Origin of the sequence: Acinetobacter sp. 1294596, assembly GCF_000582925.1 — a bacterium.
GTDB classification, from domain to species: domain Bacteria; phylum Pseudomonadota; class Gammaproteobacteria; order Pseudomonadales; family Moraxellaceae; genus Acinetobacter; species Acinetobacter radioresistens.
The window spans coordinates 25993-43862 of sequence record NZ_JFCC01000014.1 but is presented as its reverse complement, the minus strand read 5'-3'; the positions used below and the strand labels follow the sequence as shown (position 1 = coordinate 43862).

The following is a 17870-nucleotide window of genomic DNA, read 5'->3' as shown; positions in this document are numbered from 1 at the left end:
GTCCACTTTTGCAAGGATGATTCGCATGAGCGTGACTATCGGTACTCCACTTCAATCTTCAGCGGTCAAAGTCTTGCTGCTTGGTTCGGGAGAGCTAGGTAAGGAAGTCGTCATTTCCTTGCAAAGGCTTGGAGTAGAAGTACATGCAGCGGATCGTTATGAACACGCGCCAGCCATGCAGGTCGCTCATTTTTCTTATAGCCTCAACATGGCAGATCCCCAACAGTTAAAAGCACTGATTGAGCAAGTCAAACCCCAGTTTATTGTCCCTGAAATTGAAGCAATTGCTACGGAAGTTCTTCTAGAGGTGGAAGCTGGACAACAAGCTGTTGTCATTCCTTCTGCTAAAGCTGTTAACCTGACAATGAACCGTGAAGGCATTCGCCGCCTGGCTGCTGAAGAATTAGGCTTGCCCACCTCTGCTTACCGTTTTGCCGACTCTCTGGAGAGCTTTCGTGCTGCCTGTGATGATATTGGTTATCCTAATTTTGTAAAACCAGTCATGTCATCTTCTGGTAAAGGACAGTCCCGGGTAAAAAGTTTTGATGAAGTTGATGCAGCTTGGGAATATGCACAGACTGGGGGACGGGTAAATCAGGGTAAGGTCATTGTTGAATCACAAATCGATTTTGACTTTGAAATTACTTTATTGACTGTGCGTGCTAAAAATCCGCAAAGCGGCAAAATTGAAACCAGCTTTTGCGATCCGATTGGTCACCGACAGGATTTCGGGGACTATGTTGAAAGCTGGCAGCCGCAGCCCATGTCACCTGTGGCGCTTGAAGAGTCTAAACGGATTGCAGATAAAGTCACTGCGGCACTGGGTGGATGTGGAGTTTTTGGTGTTGAACTTTTTATCAAAGGTGATCAGGTCTGGTTTAGTGAGGTATCTCCCCGTCCACATGATACTGGGTTAGTTACCCTTGCTTCACAGTTCCAAAGTGAATTTGAGCTACATGCACGGGCTATTCTGGGCTTAGCTGTAAATACGGCGCGACACAGTGTTGCAGCCAGTGCTGTTATTTATGCTGGCCAAGATGGTTCTAACCTGTCATTTTCTGGTCTGGATCTTGCATTAGCTCATCCTTCTACAGACTTACGCCTGTTTGGCAAACCGGAAGGTTTTAAACGGCGCCGTATGGGTGTTGCTACTGCACGCGCAGCATCTATAGAAGAAGCACGTGAACTTGCGCAGCAAACAGCCGCACAAGTACTTGTAAACTCAAATCCATAAAGCTTTACTGCGGAACATGCTCATGATCACTACCTCGCCTCTGCTTAATTATGTCAAAAGCAATCATGATATTCAGGCCATTAATGTATGGCGTACTGATGTTGAAAAGCAGTTACAGGAGAGTTATGAAAATGGGCAGTCTATCCGTGACATTATTCTGGCCCGCTCCAATTTAATCGATGAAGCTCTAATCTTCTTATGGCAACATGCGGGACTCCACCAGACCGATCTTGGTCTGTTTGCTGTAGGGGGCTATGGCCGTCGTGAAATGTTGCCATACTCAGATGTCGATATCATGATTTTGTCTGAAGACGAGATCACTCCTGAACAGGAAAGCTTAATTTCTATTTTTATTTCTTCTCTCTGGGATGTGGGAAATTTTAAGCCAGGTATTAGTGTACGCACTATTTCCAGTTGTGTAGAACAGGCCACCAATGATTTAACTGTTGCTACTGCACTGATTGAAGCGCGGCTGATTACTGGAAATCAGCATCTGGCCAGATGGCCACGCCGGATTGTGTCACAGACCTGGACAGATAAAACTTTCTTTGATGCCAAAATGCAGGAGCAGGCAAAGCGTTATGCCCAGCATAATCATACAGAAAGCAATCTGGAACCCGATATTAAAAATGCGCCAGGCGGTATTCGTGACATTAACCAGATTGGCTGGATTGCTAAACGGCATTTTCGGGTTAATCGGATTTATGATCTTGTTCATCTCGGTTTTATTTCCGAATTTGAACTTGCTGTTCTGGAGGAAGCTGAAATTTTTCTCTGGGAAATCCGTCACCACCTGCACCGTCTGGTCAAACGTGATGAAAACAGGCTGCTATTTGATTACCAGCGCGAAATAGCAGCAAAATTTGGCTATGTCCATAAGGAAGGGGAACCTCCGAACTATCCGATTGAGCAGTTCATGAAGCGGTATTACCGTACTGCGCAGCAAGTTTCAACTTTAAATGAAATGCTACTGGCTTATTTTAATGAGTCTGTTATTACCCCGCGGCTACCAAGTTATGAGCGTAAAATTGAAGAAATCAATGAACACTTTAAACTGGTAGACGGTAAACTGGCAGTACAACATCATAAAATATTTTCGGAAAATCCAAGTGCAATTCTGGAGATTTTCTATTTACTGGCTAACCGGCCAGAAATTCAGGGAGTGCGTGCCCGAACACTTCGCCTGCTGACTCTGGCAGCCAAGCGAATTGACCAGAGCTTCCGTGATAATCCCATGCATCAAGCCCTTTTCATGGCAATTATACGCTCTCCCTACCGTTTATACGACACATTGGTAGCGATGAAACGTTATGGGGTGCTCGGTAAATACATACTTTCTTTTGGGAAAATTACCGGATTAATGCAATATGACCTGTTTCATATTTATACGGTGGATGCCCATACACTCCTGTTACTCAGAAACTTAAACCGCTTTAAAGAGCCAGAATTTGCGAAAGATTTTCCAGTCGTCAGCTCGGTTTTTCAGCGTCTTGCCCGTCGTGATATCGTATTTTTAGCCGCATTATTTCATGATATTGCCAAAGGCCGCGGGGGCGATCACAGTGAACTGGGTGCAGTTGATGCAATCGAATTCTGCCGTGCACATGGTTTTACTGAACGTGAGTGCAAAATGGTGGCGTGGCTCATCCAGAACCACTTGCTGATGTCATTAACTGCTCAAAAGAAGGATATTTCCGATCCGGATGTGGTTAAAGAATTTGCCGAAAAACTGGGTGATATGGAGCATCTGGATTACCTATACTGTTTAACAGTAGCAGATATTAATGCGACTAATCCAAAACTCTGGAATACGTGGCGTGCCTCATTAATGCGTCAGCTATATACGCATGCACGTGATGTAATTCGCACCGGCCTGGGTCGCCCTGTGGAATACCAGATGCTCATTGAAGATACCAAATTTGCAGCCAGTGAACTTCTGGTGGACGAGTTTGCCCTGGAAGAGGTAGAGAAGGTCTGGCAAGAACTGGGGGATGAGTATTTTCTCAAAGAGTCCGCGAATGAAATTGCCTGGCATACCCGTGCAATCCTGCAACATGGGGATAACCCAGCTCCTCTGGTATGGATGCGGGCACATCGTAAAGCTGCACAAGATGCAGTTCAGATTTTTATTTATACTCAAGACAAGCCAAATCTGTTTGCGACTACAGTTGCAGTACTGGACCGAATGAATCTCGATGTTCAGGACGCCCGAATTATTACTGCCACAAAAGCATTCAGTCTAGACACTTATGTAGTACTGGACCGTTTTGGAACCTTACTCACTGATGCTGAACGCAAGCAGACCGTTGCAGATGCGCTGGTTCAGGCACTCAGCCATGCCGACAATTACCCGGGGTTAATGCAGCGTCGTATTCCTCGTCAGTTGCGCCATTTTGATGTAAAAAATACTGTCGATATCACCCTAAATCCGGCTTTGCAGCAAAACATGGTGGAAATCTCCACACTTGACCAACCTGGCTTACTTGCTAAAGTAGGCGGTCTGTTTATGATGCAGGGGCTGGATATTCATTCTGCCAAAATTGTCACACTTGGTGAACGGGCTGAAGATATTTTCTTTGTGACAAAGAAGGATGGAACGCCTATGAATGCTGAAGAAGCTCAGCTTTTTTCTGCAAAACTGAAATCAGCACTCGATGAAGCTTCAAGCCAAGTCATAAGCCAGCATTAAGTTATAATTAAACGGTATTTTTTCAATGAACTCAAGCTTGTCATTATTACATCCTTATCCTTTTGAAAAGCTCAATCAACTTTTTAAGGATGTAGTCCCTGCGGACCTTCCCTTGATTCCCCTCTCTATTGGTGAGCCCAAGCATCCTGCCCCTGATTTTGTAAAACAGGCAATTATTGATAACTTTGAACACCTTTCAACTTATCCGAACAGTAAAGGCTTACCTGAATTAAGACAGAGTATTGCAGACTGGTTACCCCGCCGCTTTAAGCTGAACACCATTAGTGCCGAAAATAATATTCTTCCTGTATCGGGAACGCGCGAGGCAATTTTCTCTTTCGTTCAGGCCTTGGTAAAACGAGAAGATACACCTTATGTGGTCATGCCGAATCCGTTTTATCAGATTTATGAAGGTGCAACCCTTCTAGCAGGTGCAAAACCATACTTCATTAACTGCACCCAAGAAAATAACTATCTGGGTGACTTTGACCATGTACCCAGTGAGGTATGGGAAAAAACAGCACTACTGTTTGTATGTACACCAGGTAATCCAACAGGTGCGGTTCTGTCTAAAGATCAGTTTAAAAAACTGATTGCACTTTCAGACCAGTATGATTTTGTCATTGCATCAGATGAGTGTTATTCAGAACTCTGGTTCGATGAAGCGCCCGTTGGCCTTCTTGAAGTCTGTGCTGAAATCGGACGTAATGACTATAAAAACTGTGTAGTATTTCATTCCCTGTCCAAACGCTCAAACCTGCCCGGAATGCGTTCCGGTTTTGTCGCAGGTGATGCCAACCTGCTTAAACCTTACCTGAAATACCGCACATATCATGGTGCAGCCATGCCCGTTCAACATCAGCTCGCCTCAATTGTGGCTTGGAATGATGAAAACCATGTAGAAGAAAACCGTAAGCTTTATCGGGCCAAATTTGAACTATTTCAAAATGAACTGGGGCATCTTCTGCCACTTCAAAAACCAGATGCAGGTTTTTATTACTGGTTAAAAGTAGACCATGATGAAAATTTTGCCAAAATGCTCATGGAAAAAGCACATATCAAAGTACTACCGGGACGTTACCTGTCACGTGAGACTCCGCAAGGTAATCCGGGTGAAAATCATGTACGTTTGGCCTTGGTTGCTGAGATTGCTCAATGTGAGCAGGCTATTGAACGATTAAAGAGAGTACTTTAATCTTAATTTACTGAAAAAATGAAGGGCGATTAAATCGCCCTTTTATTTTTACTTTTACTGTGCCAATGCCCTTTCAATATCTTCTTCTAAAGCTTCAGGCTTACTGGTTGGTGCATAACGGTTCAGCACTTCACCATTTTTTCCTACCAGAAACTTGGTAAAGTTCCATTTAATGCCGTTGCCCAAAATTCCTTTACTGTTATTGGTTAAATAACGAAAAACTGCATGGGCTTCTGGGCCTTTTACATCAACCTTGGCAAACATTGGAAAACTGACACCGTAATTTTTCTGGCAAAATGCACCAATCTGGTCATTTGTCCCCGGGTCCTGTCCGCCAAACTGGTTACATGGAAAACCTAATACTTCTAATCCCTGATCTTTATACTTCTGGTAAACTTTCTCCAGACCAGCAAACTGCGGTGTGAAACCGCATTTACTTGCAGTATTAACAATCAGTAAGACTTTGCCCCGATAGTCAGCCATTGATTTAGTTTTTCCATCTAACAACTCAGCTTCAAACTGATAAATGTTGGTCATGGATAGGTTTCCTCATCACTTTTTTCTTGTGTTTTTAATTCGAGTGAAGCCGAATTTACGCAATAGCGCAGTCCTGTCGGCTGTGGACCATCTTCAAATACATGCCCCAGATGAGCATCACAATGATGACAAACTATTTCTGTTCTGACCATCCCATGACTTAAGTCTTCATTTTCTTCTATAACAGTTGAATTAATCGGACGAAAAAAGCTTGGCCAGCCACACCCGCTATCGTATTTGGTCTCTGAAGAAAACAGTTCTGCACCACAGCAACGGCAGGTATATACCCCGTCCTGTTTACTGTTCCAGTATTTCCCCGTAAACGCAGGTTCAGTACCTTTTTGTCGCGCAATACGAAACTCTTCGGGTGATAACTCTCTTTGCCATTCTCGGTCTGTTTTATTGAGTTTTCCCATCATTAACTCCTTTAATTCTATGACATTCAATGTCATGCTTCAGTACTTTCATATTTACGCTAGACAACAAAAAATTTCTAGCTAAATTTCACCATAGATTGTGCTATTTCAGTTAATCTATTTTTCTCTTAATATACATATAATTGGATGAGATCATGTCCGTTTTAGGTAACACTATACCCCGCGAAATCAAAAAATCGTCTAAGCTTGAGCATGTTTGCTATGACATTCGTGGACCAGTGTTACGAGCCGCCAATGAAATGGAAGAACAGGGCCATAAAATTATCAAACTCAATATTGGTAATCCCGCCCCGTTCGGCTTTGAAGCGCCACAAGAAATCATTAATGATGTTGCCCTGAACCTGCCAAATGCAGTGGGTTATACCGATTCAAAAGGAATCTTTCCGGCACGTAAAGCGATCTGCCAGTATTACCAGCAAAAAGGTGTATTTGATGTCAGCGTAAAAGATGTCTACATTGGTAATGGCGTATCAGAACTCATTGTTATGGCCATGCAAGGTCTGCTAGATGATGGCGATGAAATGCTGGTGCCAATGCCGGATTACCCGCTCTGGACGGCAGCTGTCAATCTCTCTGGCGGTACAGCGATTCACTATAAATGTGATGAAGAAAATTTCTGGTATCCCGATATCGCTGATATGGAAAGTAAAATCACTCCAAATACCCGCGGTATTGTGGTGATTAATCCGAACAACCCAACCGGTTCGGTTTATCCGCGCCACGTACTTGAACAGATTGTTGCACTGGCAAAAAAATATGACCTGATCCTGTTTGCCGACGAAATTTATGACAAGATTATTTATGATGGAATTGAACATGTAGCCCTGGCAGCACTGGCAGGTGATCAGTTATGTGTTTCTTTCAATGGTCTCTCTAAAGCTTATCGTATTGCAGGTTACCGTTCAGGCTGGATGGCAATTACCGGTAATAAAAGCCGTGCAGTAGACTATATTGAAGGACTGGATATGCTTGCCTCAATGCGACTGTGTGCCAATCATCAGGCGCAATATGCAATTCAGACTGCACTTGGAGGCTATCAGTCTATTAATGACTTGATTCGTCCAGGCGGACGTTTATATGAGCAGCGCAATATTGCTTGGGAAATGTTAAATGAAATTCCTGGAGTTTTCTGTGTTAAACCGGAAGGCGCCATGTACTGTTTTCCACGTTTAGATCCAGCAGTGTATCCGATTGAAGACGACGAAAAATTTATGCTGGATTTTCTGCGTGCAGAAAAAGTATTGTTAGTACAAGGTACAGGCTTTAACTGGCCAACTCCGGATCATTTCCGTGTAGTGTTCCTGCCTGCTGAAAATGAATTACGCGAAGCAATCAACCGTTTAAGTCGCTTTTTGGCAAAAATGCGATAAGTCTGTTAAATAAAATAGTGTTCTACATCTTTCTATTTGAAAGATGTAGAGCTTAAAATTGCTATATTCAGTTTTATCTCATTTATAGATTTATATTGAATAAAATTTTATATAGGATAAAAATTTATCAGATAAATATTTTTTATAAAAAATTATAAATAAACACATGATTTTAATAATTAAATTTTTTAAAATTTGAATTTTCAAAAGCACTTAATAAGATAAGGAATGACTTTATATTCACTATATTGCATATAGCTTTATTGGTATGATGCAGCTCATGAGTAGGTTCTAAATTTTATTGATTTAAATAACATGCTGTAGTGATAGCAGTCAGTTTCCCTAATACAATAGAGCGTTAGAACAGACCACTACAAATTTCTTGACGCTTTAAACCGGTCTCCATTTCACGAGAGCGGTTGGTTAAGCTTGATTTAATGATCAAATGTTATAATTTGTAAATTTAAATACATTAAATTTACCGGGAAGAATACATGAAAAAGTTGCTTGGCCTTGTATTAGGCGTATCTGTAGGACTGGCAGGATGCTCAAAACCTGAACAGCCTGCAACTGAAAACGCTACACAGGATTCTGCTGAAGTTAAAACCGTAACTATGGCATCTACTGGTTCAGATGCAGATATCTGGCGCTACATTGCAACTCTGCCTGAAACTAAAGAAGCTGGCATTAAACTGGATGTTAAAAACTTCACTGATTATGTTGCCATGAATACCGCTGTAGCCAATAAGGAAGTCGACCTGAACGCATTTCAGTCGTATGCCTATATGGTCGCATATAATGCCAACAATAAAGACAAGATCGCACCGGTATCTACTACTTATCTAGAACCGATGGGTATTTACTCAACCAAAGTAAAGAAAGTTGAAGAGTTCCCAAATGGCGCCACCATTGCTATTCCAAATGATGGGGCAAATGAGTCACGTGCATTGCTACTGCTTCAGTCTGCGGGTCTGGTGAAATTAAAGCCCGGTTTTGACGAGGTACAGGGTCCTCCTGCCGATATCGTTGAAAATAAAAAGCAGATTATGATCAAGCCTGTCCAAATGGCAACTGCAGTCCGTGTAAAAGATGAAGTAGATGCCATAGTATTGGGCAATACTTTAGCAATGGAAGGCGGTTTAAATGTACTTAAAGATGCTATTTATTATGAACCAATTGACCAGAGTACCAAAATGAATGTAAATATTCTGGCTACTGCTGCCGATCGCCAGAATGATCCTGTACTACAGAAAGTTGGTGCGCTATACCATACTGCGCCGGTTAAGCAGTATATCCAGGAAAAATTTGGCGGTACTAAAGTCGATGTAAATAAGCCGGTAAGCTATCTTACTGACGCAAAATAATCATATAATTGCGATTAACAAACAGGCAAAGTGAACTTTGCCTGTTTTTTCATTCTTATACAGTATCTTGACGCTATGATCGAATTTAAGAACATCTCCAAACACTACCAGCTCAAGGGCCAGACTATTCGTGCCCTTGACCAGATTAACCTGCAGATACCAGATGGCAGTATATTTGGTATCATCGGTTATAGTGGTGCAGGTAAAAGTACACTCATCCGTCTGATTAACTTACTAGAACGTCCGGATGAGGGTCAGGTTATTATTCACCAGAAGGATTTCACTGCTCTGGATGCCCGTACATTGCGTCAGGAACGTGCCAATATTGGTATGATTTTTCAGCATTTTAATTTGCTGCAAACCAAAACTGTAGCAGCCAATATTGAAATGCCGATGAGACTGTTGGGTTATAGCAAGGCTGAACGCGAAAAACGCTTAAATGAACTGCTCGACTTTATTGATTTAAAGCACAAACGAGATGCTTTTCCCGATGAGTTGTCGGGTGGACAGAAACAGCGGGTTGGTATTGCACGCGCTCTAGCAAATCATCCAAAAATTCTGCTTTGCGATGAAGCTACGTCTGCACTTGACCCGCAGACCACCCAGTCTGTTTTGCAACTGCTTAAAAAAATTAATAAAGAGCAAGGGATTACCATTGTAATGGTTACCCATGAAATGGATGTGATTGAATCAGTTTGTGATTATGTCGCAGTGATGGAACATGGTAAAGTCATTGAGACAGGCTCTACACTAGATATCTTCAGTCAGCCACAACATCCAACAACTCGGACCTTTATCCAAACTGTTTTGCAACAGCAATTACCGGTTAATATTCTAAATAATTTGGAAAACCAGAATCATCATAGTATTTACTGCCTGAAATTCCTGGGTAAATCTGCTCAGGAAACGGTAGTTCAAGCTGTAATCAAAAAGTTTGACTTAAGCTTAAATATTTTGTTTGCCAATATGACTGAAATTCATGGGACTGTTATTGGACAAATGTTTATTCAACTTTTAGGTGACCCGGAAGTGATTCAGCAAGCTATTCTGTTTCTGGAAAATAATGGCGTGCAGGTTGAACAGTCAGGAGTGCAGGTATGAGAGACTTGATTGTTCAGTGGCTCACTAGCGTTACTGCGCCATTTTGGAAAAGCTCACTTTCAATTGACCAGTTCGTAACTGCTTTACAGGAAACCTTCCACATGGTGTTTTTTGCCATGCTATTTGGTTGTGTCTGGGGTTTTATTCAGGGTATTACTCTGGTGGTTACACGTCCGGGAGGTATTTTACCAAACCGGTTGATTTATCATGGTTTAAACCCTATTGTTAATGCGCTACGTTCCCTGCCTTTTATCATATTGCTTATTGCAGTCATTCCACTGACCAAGCTGCTGGTCGGAACTTCGATTGGAACATGGGCTGCTATCGTGCCTTTGACTATTTATGTAGGTCCTTATATCGGTCGGCTGGTTGAAACTTCACTGCTGGAAGTAAATGAAGGAATTATTGAATCAGCTCAAGCGATGGGAGCGACTCCCCTACAAATTATTTTTAATTTTATTTTGCCAGAAGCCCGTAGCTCACTGATCCTTAACCTGACCACAGCCACTATTAGCCTGATTGGTGCGACTGCAATGGCAGGTGCTGTTGGTGCGGGCGGCATTGGAGACCTGGCTATTTCTTATGGCTATCAGCGTTTTGATACCAGTGTAGTTATTTTAACAGTTATTGTTCTTTTGATTCTGGTTCAAATCGTCCAGATGCTCGGTGAATGGCTAGCCCGTCTCAGATAGGTTCAGGACTGATTAACCGCCCTCTATAGAGGGCTTTTTTCAGGTTTGCTGTTTGTTATAATCGTGCTATAGCTATGATTAACCGGTCAATATTCATGATAAAAATATGATTAGTAATCTTTGCTTTTAGCATATGTGCAGTGTCTGAGGCTTCTACATTACCTTATGATTATGCTACTAGTATAAAGGTAAATGTATTAGAGCTTAGACAGTCTGTAACGGCTTCTCAATTAACCAAACAGCTAGTCATCCAAAATATAAAAATTCACAAAAATTACTCGGAATGTATAGGTAACCATGAATATTCAACTGCTCTTGTTCCAAACAAGGGGCTGTTTTTTGAAATATATCCAGAAGATAACTCCCCTTTTTCTAAAAACTATTTCAAAAGCAGAGACAGTATTAATCAACTCATTGATACTCAGGGCCGAGTCAGTCTGAACTGCAAAAATAAAGCAGACCTTAGCAAAAAATCTTGGTAAATAATCTTTCCATCTCAAAAGATTATATTCTTGCTAAGTTTAAAAAGGACTTTCCTCAAAGTGCAAAAGGGATAAAAATTACAGGTATAGGCACAGTAATACTGATAGCTTCTGCTGACCTGAAAGCTTATCTCAAGCATCCGGATGAGCATGTATCTCCTTATTCTCCACATCTTGACTTTACTTTCAAAAATGGCAGGTTACGTGCTTTCGATATACGCCAAGGTATAACCTGTTAATTACTGGTACTTTTATTAGAAGAATATACTTATAATAGAATTTCTGTCCTTCCATTTATAGCCCTGCTTAAAATGAAATTATAAAAGGTTCTAATGTAGTAAATATTGAGCTATGCCGTTCACAAGAGCATGTTAAAATACAGGGCAGTTTAGGCAGGGTTGTTTTCTATGCAGTTTGTTCATCTTGGTATTCATACAGAGTTCTCGATTACAGAATCAATCGTACGTGTGCCTGATCTGGTTAAAGCTGCTCAAAAAGATGAAATGCCTGCTTTGGCACTGACTGATCTATCTAACCTGCACGCAGCGGTCAAATTTTACGGAAAATGTTTGGGTAAAGGTATCAAGCCTATTTTAGGCTCAGAAATCCGCCTGAATGATGCTGAACATCGTATGACCTTATTAGCAATGACCAATACAGGCTGGCGAAACCTGACAGAACTGGTATCTGAAGGTTATATCCGCGGTCAACAGCTAGATATTCCCTGCGTACAAAAAGAATGGATACTGGACCAGAATCAGGATTTGATTGCCCTGCTCGGGATGAATTCTGATGTCGGTAAAATGCTGATTACTTCTAATCCTCAAAAAGCTGAACCTTTGCTGGAAGAATGGATTGCCAAATTTGGAAATCGGGTTTATTTGGCCCTAACCCGCACTAATCGTCCGGGCGAAGATGACTTTATTATAGAAGCGGTGAAACTAGCCCAGAAGTATAATATTGGTGTAGTGGCACACAATGATGTGCACTTCATGACCCGAGACGACTTCGAAGCGCATGAGGCCCGGGTCTGTATTGCTGATGGTTATGTCCTTGGTGATAATCGCCGTCCAAAAACCTATTCGCCCGAACAGTATTTTAAGTCTTCTAAAGAGATGACCGAGCTGTTCTCGGATATTCCGTCAGCCATTGAGAATACTTATCATATTGCTAAACGTTGTAACGTAACCTTGCAACTGGGTAAGTACTTCCTGCCGGATTATCCGATTCCAGAGGGTTATACTATTGATACCTTTTTTGCGCATTTGTCCAAAGAAGGCCTCGAAGAGCGGTTAAATTTCCTTTATCCACCTGAGGAGCGTGATGAACACTGGCCTGAAATACGTAAGCCTTATGATGAACGTATCGAATACGAGATTAATATTATTAACTCGATGGGGTTTCCGGGCTACTTCCTGATTGTAATGGACTTCATTCAATGGTCAAAGAATAATGGCGTACCGGTAGGCCCGGGCCGTGGTTCAGGCGCAGGTTCTCTGGTTGCTTATAGTTTAAAAATTACTGATCTTGATCCGCTGCGTTATGAACTGCTGTTTGAACGTTTCTTAAATCCGGAACGTGTTTCGATGCCTGACTTCGATGTCGATTTCTGTATCGCTGGCCGTGACCGTGTAATTGATTATGTAGCACGTACTTATGGTCGTGATGCCGTCTCCCAGATTGCTACTTTTGGTACTATGGCGGCTAAAGGAGCGATTCGTGATGTGGCCCGGGTTCTAGGTAAATCTTATGGACTGGCAGATCGTATTTCCAAACTGATTCCAACTAAACCCTTGGGCTTAAGTCTGGAAGAATCCTTGCAAGCTGAACCTCAGCTTAAGGATATTGTTACCAACCCATCCAACCCGGATTATGATGATGCTTCAGAGATCTGGGAAATGGCGCTAAAACTGGAAGGTATTACCCGTAATACTGGTAAACATGCCGGTGGTGTAGTGATTTCACCGACCAAGATTACCGATTTTTCTGCAGTCATGTGTGATGCTGATGGTACGGCGCGCGTAGCGCAGTTCGATAAGGATGACGTAGAAGCAGCAGGTCTGGTAAAGTTTGACTTTCTGGGTTTGCGTAACCTGACAGTGATTGAAGATGCAGTCAAGAATATCAATAAACGTATTAAAAGCGATAAACCTTTAGATATTGCTGCTATTCCACTTGAAGATAAAGACGCTTATCTGGTCTTTGCCAATGCCAATACCACTGCGGTATTCCAGTTTGAATCTGTGGGCATGAAAAAGATGCTCAAAGAAGCACGTCCAAGCAAATTTGAAGAAATTATTGCTTTCGTATCTTTATATCGTCCAGGACCGATGGATCTGATTCCTGACTTTATTCATCGTATGCATGGTGGTGAGTTTGAATATTTGCATCCTCTGCTTGAAGGCGTACTAGAGCCTACTTACGGGATTATGGTGTATCAGGAACAGGTCATGCAGGCGGCACAGTATTGTGCGGGTTATACGCTTGGTGGTGCGGATTTGCTGCGCCGGGCAATGGGTAAGAAAAAACCTGAGGAAATGGTTAAGCAGCGTAAAATCTTCATTGAAGGCGCTGCAAAAAAAGATATTGATGAAGCTACAGCCAACCATATTTTTGATTATATGGAAAAATTTGCCGGCTATGGTTTTAATAAATCACACGCAGCTGCCTATGCATTAGTAGCCTACCAGACAGCATGGTTAAAAGCGCACTATCCAGCCGAATTTCTGGCAGCGGTAATGTCGTCGGAAATGCAGAATACCGATAACGTGGTATTTTTGATTGATGACTGCCGAAAAAACAATCTGGAAGTTTTGCCACCTTCGGTCAATATGTCAATTTACCAGTTCCATGCAATTGATGAAAAAACTATTGTGTATGGTCTTGGTGCGATTAAAGGCGTTGGTGAGGCTGCAATGCAGTCAGTGATTGACTCGCGTAACCAGCAAGGACCGTATAAAGATCTATTCGATTTCTGCCACCGCATTGATCTGAAGAAAATCAATAAGCGTACTTTAGAAGCACTGATTCGTGCCGGTGCATTGGATTGTCTAGAAATTGAACGGGCTGACCTGATGGCACAGCTTCCTGAGGCAGTACAAGCAGCAGATCAGGCCCGTCAAAACCGTGAAACCGGGATTATGGATCTTTTCGGTGAAGTTGAAGAAATTCAGCGTAAACCAGCTAAACCTGTAAAACCTTGGAGTGATGAGGTTCGTCTCAAGGGCGAAAAAGACACTTTAGGCCTTTACCTGACTGGGCACCCTATTAATGTCTACCGGCCAGAACTCAAGTCTTTTGTTCCAAGTCGGCTGAATGAACTGACGCCTACCCGTCGTGGCGTGACTACTGTATTCGCTGGTCTGGTAATCGATGTCGCCAATTTTCCAAACCGCGTCATGATCACACTGGATGATGGTACAGCACGTGTAGAAGTCAGCTGTAACCACGAGCGTTTCCAACGCTTTAAAGATATTATCCAGCATGAAAAAGTCGTAGTCATTGAGGGAGAAATTTATGAGCGCGAAGGTTATGAACGCCCGATGGCGCGTCTCAGCAAGGCTTTTAGCTTAAATGAAATCCGTCAGAAGCGAGCAAACAGCATCAAGATACAGCTGAGTGATGATCTGTTAGGCCCGGCATTGGGTCTGGAGTTGCAAAAAATACTTGCACCTTATTGTAATATAGACATGTACCAGCATATTCCGGTACAGCTATTTATAGAGCAGCCCTATGCTACAGCAGAGCTACATTTGGGTCCAAGCTGGAAAGTTGCCCCACTTGATGAGTTGCTGGCAAAATTGCGTGATTATTTTGGCAAGGAAGCTCTGCATATCGAGTACCAGGTCAAATCCAAAGCTGCGCGGGTAGTAGAGCCTGTGCGCCCGGTACATACAGCTTCCCTCGCTTCGAATGATATAAGCATGGATGAAGCTTTAGAACTTTATCAGGCTGAAGTCAGCCAGTATTCTTGATACAAAAATTGGATATCCTATGAGCAGTTTTGATAATGCTTTAATCTCAGAGCATTTATCCCACGTCCGAATTGTAATGGTCAATACCACACTTCCGGCTAATATTGGCAGTGCTCTGCGTGCCATGAAAACAATGGGTCTTTGCCGACTGATCCTGGTCGCTCCAAGAACTTATCCACATCCGGACATTGATGCGCTGGCAGCAGGTGCACAGGATCTTATTGAACAGATCCAGATTGTTGAAACACTGGAAGAGGCCATTCAGGACTGTCATCTGGTATTTGGTACCAGTGCCCGCAGTCGCACCATCCCATGGCCACTATTAGATGCCCGCCCGGCAGCACAAACCTCTATGCAGGCAGTTGTCAGTAAACAGCAGGAAATTGCGATAGTATTTGGCCGTGAAGACCGTGGCCTGACCAATGAAGAGCTGGCACTAGCCAATTATCATGTCACTATTCCAGTCAATACCGATTATGGCGTACTTAATGTCGCTCAGGCAATTCAAGTAATCTGCTATGAAATGCGTATGGCTACACTGGAGCTGATGGATACTCCACCTCAAGAAACCAATCAAATGCTGGTAACTGGCAAGTCTATGATGGACTGGGATGAGCCGTTGGTTACACATGAACAAATGGAGCAGTTTTATCCCCATCTGGAAAAAATGCTTGAAGAGATTGAATTTTTAGATCCCAACAATAAACGCCTGTTACCTTTACGCTTGCGTCGCTTATTCGGGCGTATACAATTAGACCGTATGGAATATCATTTATTGCGTGGCATTTTTAGTCGGGTGCAGGCCTTGAACAATGGCACATGGAAAAAGTCGAACAGCCAAAAGGAGCAGCCAGATGCTTAAGCAGCTTAAAGAAGATATCCAGGCCGTATTTGCCCGTGATCCCGCTGCCCGTAACACATTGGAAGTATTAACGACCTATCCGGGTATTCATGCATTAATTATGCATCGGGTAGCCCATGAACTGTGGAAGAAAGACTGCAAGGGTACAGCCCGGCTTTTATCTTCATTCAGCCGCTTTGCCACTGGTATAGAAATTCATCCGGGTGCAAAGATTGGCCGACGCTTTTTTATTGATCATGGTATGGGTGTAGTGATCGGTGAAACAGCAGAGATTGGAGACGATGTTACTCTTTATCATGGCGTTACTTTAGGCGGCACTACCTGGAATAAAGGCAAACGTCATCCTACACTTGAAGATGGCGTAGTAGTCGGTGCAGGTGCTAAAATTCTTGGACCATTTACTGTGGGGAAAAATGCCAAAGTAGGCTCGAATACAGTGGTTACAAAGGCTATACCTGCAGGGGTTACAGCGGTAGGCGGACCGGCACGTTACATTTTTAAAGATAAAGAAGCTCAGGATAACGAACAGGAAGCGCGTCGTCGTTCTTATGCAGAACGTATAGGTTTCCAGCCTTATGCCGCCACACAGGAACAGGCCGATCCTATTCTTGAAGGTATGCGTGTATTGCTGGACCGTATTGAATATAACGAGAAACGCATGAACACCTTATGTCAGCGTTTATCGCTACTTGACCCGACATTTAAGCGTTCAGCACAAAATGAACAGCACCCATTTAGTGAAGAAGAGTTAAAGATTATTGAAGAAGTGCGCCGTGAATGCGAAGCACAAAGTACCCAGACTAAAGCTTGAGCTAAATTAAAACATATACTCACAAGCTGGACATTGCATGTTTGCATAGGATTTTTTAGACTGGCAAACGTGCTTCTCTTATGTAGATAACAATTAACGGAAGAATTATATGACTTTTAAGCCACTGGCCTGTGCATTGATTGCTACTTCATTTCTTACTGCATGTTCAACCGGACCAGTAAAACAGAAAGTAAACAATGAACCGGTCGTCTTTACTGAACCTGAAATTTCTCCACCATTTTATGCACTAAACCCGTTTGATTATAATGCTCCACCTCCATTTGAAGTTGCGCTAAAAGCAGCCGCAGCACAGCCAGTCACCAAGCTTCAGGTTACAGACCCAACCACTGGCCAGACTACGACCCTTGAAACCAATAAACTTATTGTTCCAATTATCAACAGTAATCAGCGCGCCATGAAATTTGCTGTACTGGCTGGTGAAAATGAAATTGATATTACTGAAATTGATGACTTTCTACAGCTGGTAGAAGGTAAGGCACGCCATTATCCACCACGCTTTACCGAACGTCAGGAACGTCGTGGCTTTGAAAATAAACTTAAAGAGGTCAGTCAACGTCTTGATACACTGGCAGCTAATCCAAATGCGTCATTCGATGTATTAATTCGTGCTTTCAAAGCAAGTGTAATGGCACGCAATCTGGACCTGGGTAAAAACTATACGACTCAGTCACTAGTTTATGCACAGCGTATTTTACGTATTAACCAAGATGATCCAGAAGCCAATTTCTGGTTTGGCTTTGCCCTGTCTGAAGGTGGCGGTCAGCGTGAAGCGATTCCATATCTGGATAAAGCAATGAAATTTGGCGTACAGGAAGCTTATCTTTCAGCAGCTAATAACTATATTGCAATGGAACAGAAAAAGAATGCGACCACAACTCTAAAAAATTATAAAGTAAAATATCCGCAAGAAGCCGAAGTTGCTGACCGTTTGATTGAAGAAATTGACAAGCGGGGCCGCTGGAATGTCTGGCAGATATTAAATATAAATGTCCCTGCCACTCCATCTGCACCTGTAGCTACAGCAGCTCCAGGTACTGCCACTCCTGCACAACCTGCCTCATAACTCTCACACATTTTGCACAATTTAGGCTGCTTCGGCAG

At 42.7% G+C, this 17870-nt stretch carries 15 protein-coding genes; 13 read left to right on the top strand and 2 right to left on the bottom strand.

The annotated features are described in order from the left end of the window. Nucleotides 1-16: 16 nt before the first annotated feature. Genes purT through dapC form a run of 3 tightly spaced genes read left to right on the top strand, consistent with a single transcriptional unit; the run spans nucleotide 17 to nucleotide 5118 of the window. Complete coding sequence (purT, locus tag J502_RS07355) at nucleotides 17-1234, top strand: formate-dependent phosphoribosylglycinamide formyltransferase (RefSeq protein WP_171054440.1); 1218 nt, start codon at nucleotides 17-19, stop codon at nucleotides 1232-1234. 22 nt (nucleotides 1235-1256) lie between these two features. Then, nucleotides 1257-3923, top strand: coding sequence for a [protein-PII] uridylyltransferase (glnD, locus tag J502_RS07350; RefSeq protein WP_034683621.1), 2667 nt, complete (start codon nucleotides 1257-1259; stop codon nucleotides 3921-3923). Between the two features lie 25 nt (nucleotides 3924-3948). Next, entirely contained in the window at nucleotides 3949-5118 is a 1170-nt protein-coding gene (gene dapC, locus J502_RS07345; protein WP_034683618.1) for a succinyldiaminopimelate transaminase, read from the top strand. A gap of 54 nt (nucleotides 5119-5172) precedes the next feature. On the opposite strand, the gene J502_RS07340 is transcribed toward dapC, so the two are convergent. Then, nucleotides 5173-5655 (bottom strand): glutathione peroxidase, encoded by a 483-nt coding sequence (locus J502_RS07340; protein ID WP_005019841.1) that lies wholly within the window; start codon nucleotides 5653-5655, stop codon nucleotides 5173-5175. Further along, nucleotides 5652-6071, bottom strand: coding sequence for a peptide-methionine (R)-S-oxide reductase MsrB (gene msrB, locus J502_RS07335; protein WP_034672053.1), 420 nt, complete (start codon nucleotides 6069-6071; stop codon nucleotides 5652-5654). Before msrB ends, J502_RS07340 begins: the two co-directional genes overlap by 4 nt. Before the next feature lie 155 nt (nucleotides 6072-6226). Between msrB and J502_RS07330 the strand changes: the two genes are divergently transcribed. From J502_RS07330 to J502_RS07290, 10 genes are all read left to right on the top strand, one after another. After that, a complete protein-coding gene (locus J502_RS07330; RefSeq protein WP_005019839.1) occupies nucleotides 6227-7462 on the top strand; it encodes a pyridoxal phosphate-dependent aminotransferase in 1236 nt (411 codons plus the stop codon). A 494-nt stretch (nucleotides 7463-7956) separates the two neighbouring features. Continuing rightward, the gene (locus J502_RS07325) at nucleotides 7957-8826 is read left to right on the top strand and encodes a MetQ/NlpA family ABC transporter substrate-binding protein (RefSeq protein ID WP_034683616.1); all 870 of its coding nucleotides are present in this window, start codon (nucleotides 7957-7959) and stop codon (nucleotides 8824-8826) included. Between the two features lie 75 nt (nucleotides 8827-8901). Further along, the gene (locus tag J502_RS07320) at nucleotides 8902-9927 is read left to right on the top strand and encodes a methionine ABC transporter ATP-binding protein (RefSeq protein WP_034428883.1); all 1026 of its coding nucleotides are present in this window, start codon (nucleotides 8902-8904) and stop codon (nucleotides 9925-9927) included. Beyond that, on the top strand, nucleotides 9924-10619 hold the full coding sequence (locus J502_RS07315; RefSeq protein ID WP_005019833.1) for a methionine ABC transporter permease: 696 nt from the start codon (nucleotides 9924-9926) through the stop codon (nucleotides 10617-10619). The genes J502_RS07320 and J502_RS07315 overlap by 4 nt, the downstream gene beginning before the upstream one ends. A 140-nt stretch (nucleotides 10620-10759) precedes the next feature. After that, nucleotides 10760-11101 carry a hypothetical protein gene (locus J502_RS16530; protein WP_052026674.1) on the top strand — a complete coding sequence of 114 codons (342 nt, stop codon included), beginning with the start codon at nucleotides 10760-10762 and terminating at the stop codon, nucleotides 11099-11101. Beyond that, complete coding sequence (locus J502_RS16525; protein WP_005406342.1) at nucleotides 11095-11340, top strand: hypothetical protein; 246 nt, start codon at nucleotides 11095-11097, stop codon at nucleotides 11338-11340. Before J502_RS16530 ends, J502_RS16525 begins: the two co-directional genes overlap by 7 nt. A gap of 168 nt (nucleotides 11341-11508) precedes the next feature. After that, entirely contained in the window at nucleotides 11509-15075 is a 3567-nt protein-coding gene (dnaE, locus tag J502_RS07305) for a DNA polymerase III subunit alpha (RefSeq protein ID WP_034683614.1), read from the top strand. A 19-nt stretch (nucleotides 15076-15094) separates the two neighbouring features. Continuing rightward, on the top strand, nucleotides 15095-15937 hold the full coding sequence (locus J502_RS07300; protein ID WP_005406503.1) for an RNA methyltransferase: 843 nt from the start codon (nucleotides 15095-15097) through the stop codon (nucleotides 15935-15937). Continuing rightward, nucleotides 15930-16748 carry a serine O-acetyltransferase gene (cysE, locus tag J502_RS07295; RefSeq protein WP_005019829.1) on the top strand — a complete coding sequence of 273 codons (819 nt, stop codon included), beginning with the start codon at nucleotides 15930-15932 and terminating at the stop codon, nucleotides 16746-16748. The genes J502_RS07300 and cysE overlap by 8 nt, the downstream gene beginning before the upstream one ends. A gap of 109 nt (nucleotides 16749-16857) precedes the next feature. Continuing rightward, nucleotides 16858-17832: an ABUW_2363 family tetratricopeptide repeat lipoprotein gene (locus J502_RS07290; RefSeq protein WP_005406450.1), complete on the top strand. Its 975-nt coding sequence runs from the start codon at nucleotides 16858-16860 to the stop codon at nucleotides 17830-17832. Nucleotides 17833-17870 lie beyond the last annotated feature (38 nt).

Excerpts from the sequence above, each read along its gene's own strand:
- purT (WP_171054440.1), top strand. The coding sequence starts at position 17 with ATGATTCGCATGAGCGTGACTATCGGTACTCCACTTCAATCTTCAGCG.
- glnD (WP_034683621.1), top strand. The coding sequence starts at position 1,257 with ATGATCACTACCTCGCCTCTGCTTAATTATGTCAAAAGCAATCATGAT.
- dapC (WP_034683618.1), top strand. The coding sequence starts at position 3,949 with ATGAACTCAAGCTTGTCATTATTACATCCTTATCCTTTTGAAAAGCTC.
- J502_RS07340 (WP_005019841.1), bottom strand. The coding sequence starts at position 5,655 with ATGACCAACATTTATCAGTTTGAAGCTGAGTTGTTAGATGGAAAAACT.
- msrB (WP_034672053.1), bottom strand. The coding sequence starts at position 6,071 with ATGGGAAAACTCAATAAAACAGACCGAGAATGGCAAAGAGAGTTATCA.
- J502_RS07330 (WP_005019839.1), top strand. The coding sequence starts at position 6,227 with ATGTCCGTTTTAGGTAACACTATACCCCGCGAAATCAAAAAATCGTCT.
- J502_RS07325 (WP_034683616.1), top strand. The coding sequence starts at position 7,957 with ATGAAAAAGTTGCTTGGCCTTGTATTAGGCGTATCTGTAGGACTGGCA.
- J502_RS07320 (WP_034428883.1), top strand. The coding sequence starts at position 8,902 with ATGATCGAATTTAAGAACATCTCCAAACACTACCAGCTCAAGGGCCAG.
- J502_RS07315 (WP_005019833.1), top strand. The coding sequence starts at position 9,924 with ATGAGAGACTTGATTGTTCAGTGGCTCACTAGCGTTACTGCGCCATTT.
- dnaE (WP_034683614.1), top strand. The coding sequence starts at position 11,509 with ATGCAGTTTGTTCATCTTGGTATTCATACAGAGTTCTCGATTACAGAA.
- J502_RS07300 (WP_005406503.1), top strand. The coding sequence starts at position 15,095 with ATGAGCAGTTTTGATAATGCTTTAATCTCAGAGCATTTATCCCACGTC.
- cysE (WP_005019829.1), top strand. The coding sequence starts at position 15,930 with ATGCTTAAGCAGCTTAAAGAAGATATCCAGGCCGTATTTGCCCGTGAT.
- J502_RS07290 (WP_005406450.1), top strand. The coding sequence starts at position 16,858 with ATGACTTTTAAGCCACTGGCCTGTGCATTGATTGCTACTTCATTTCTT.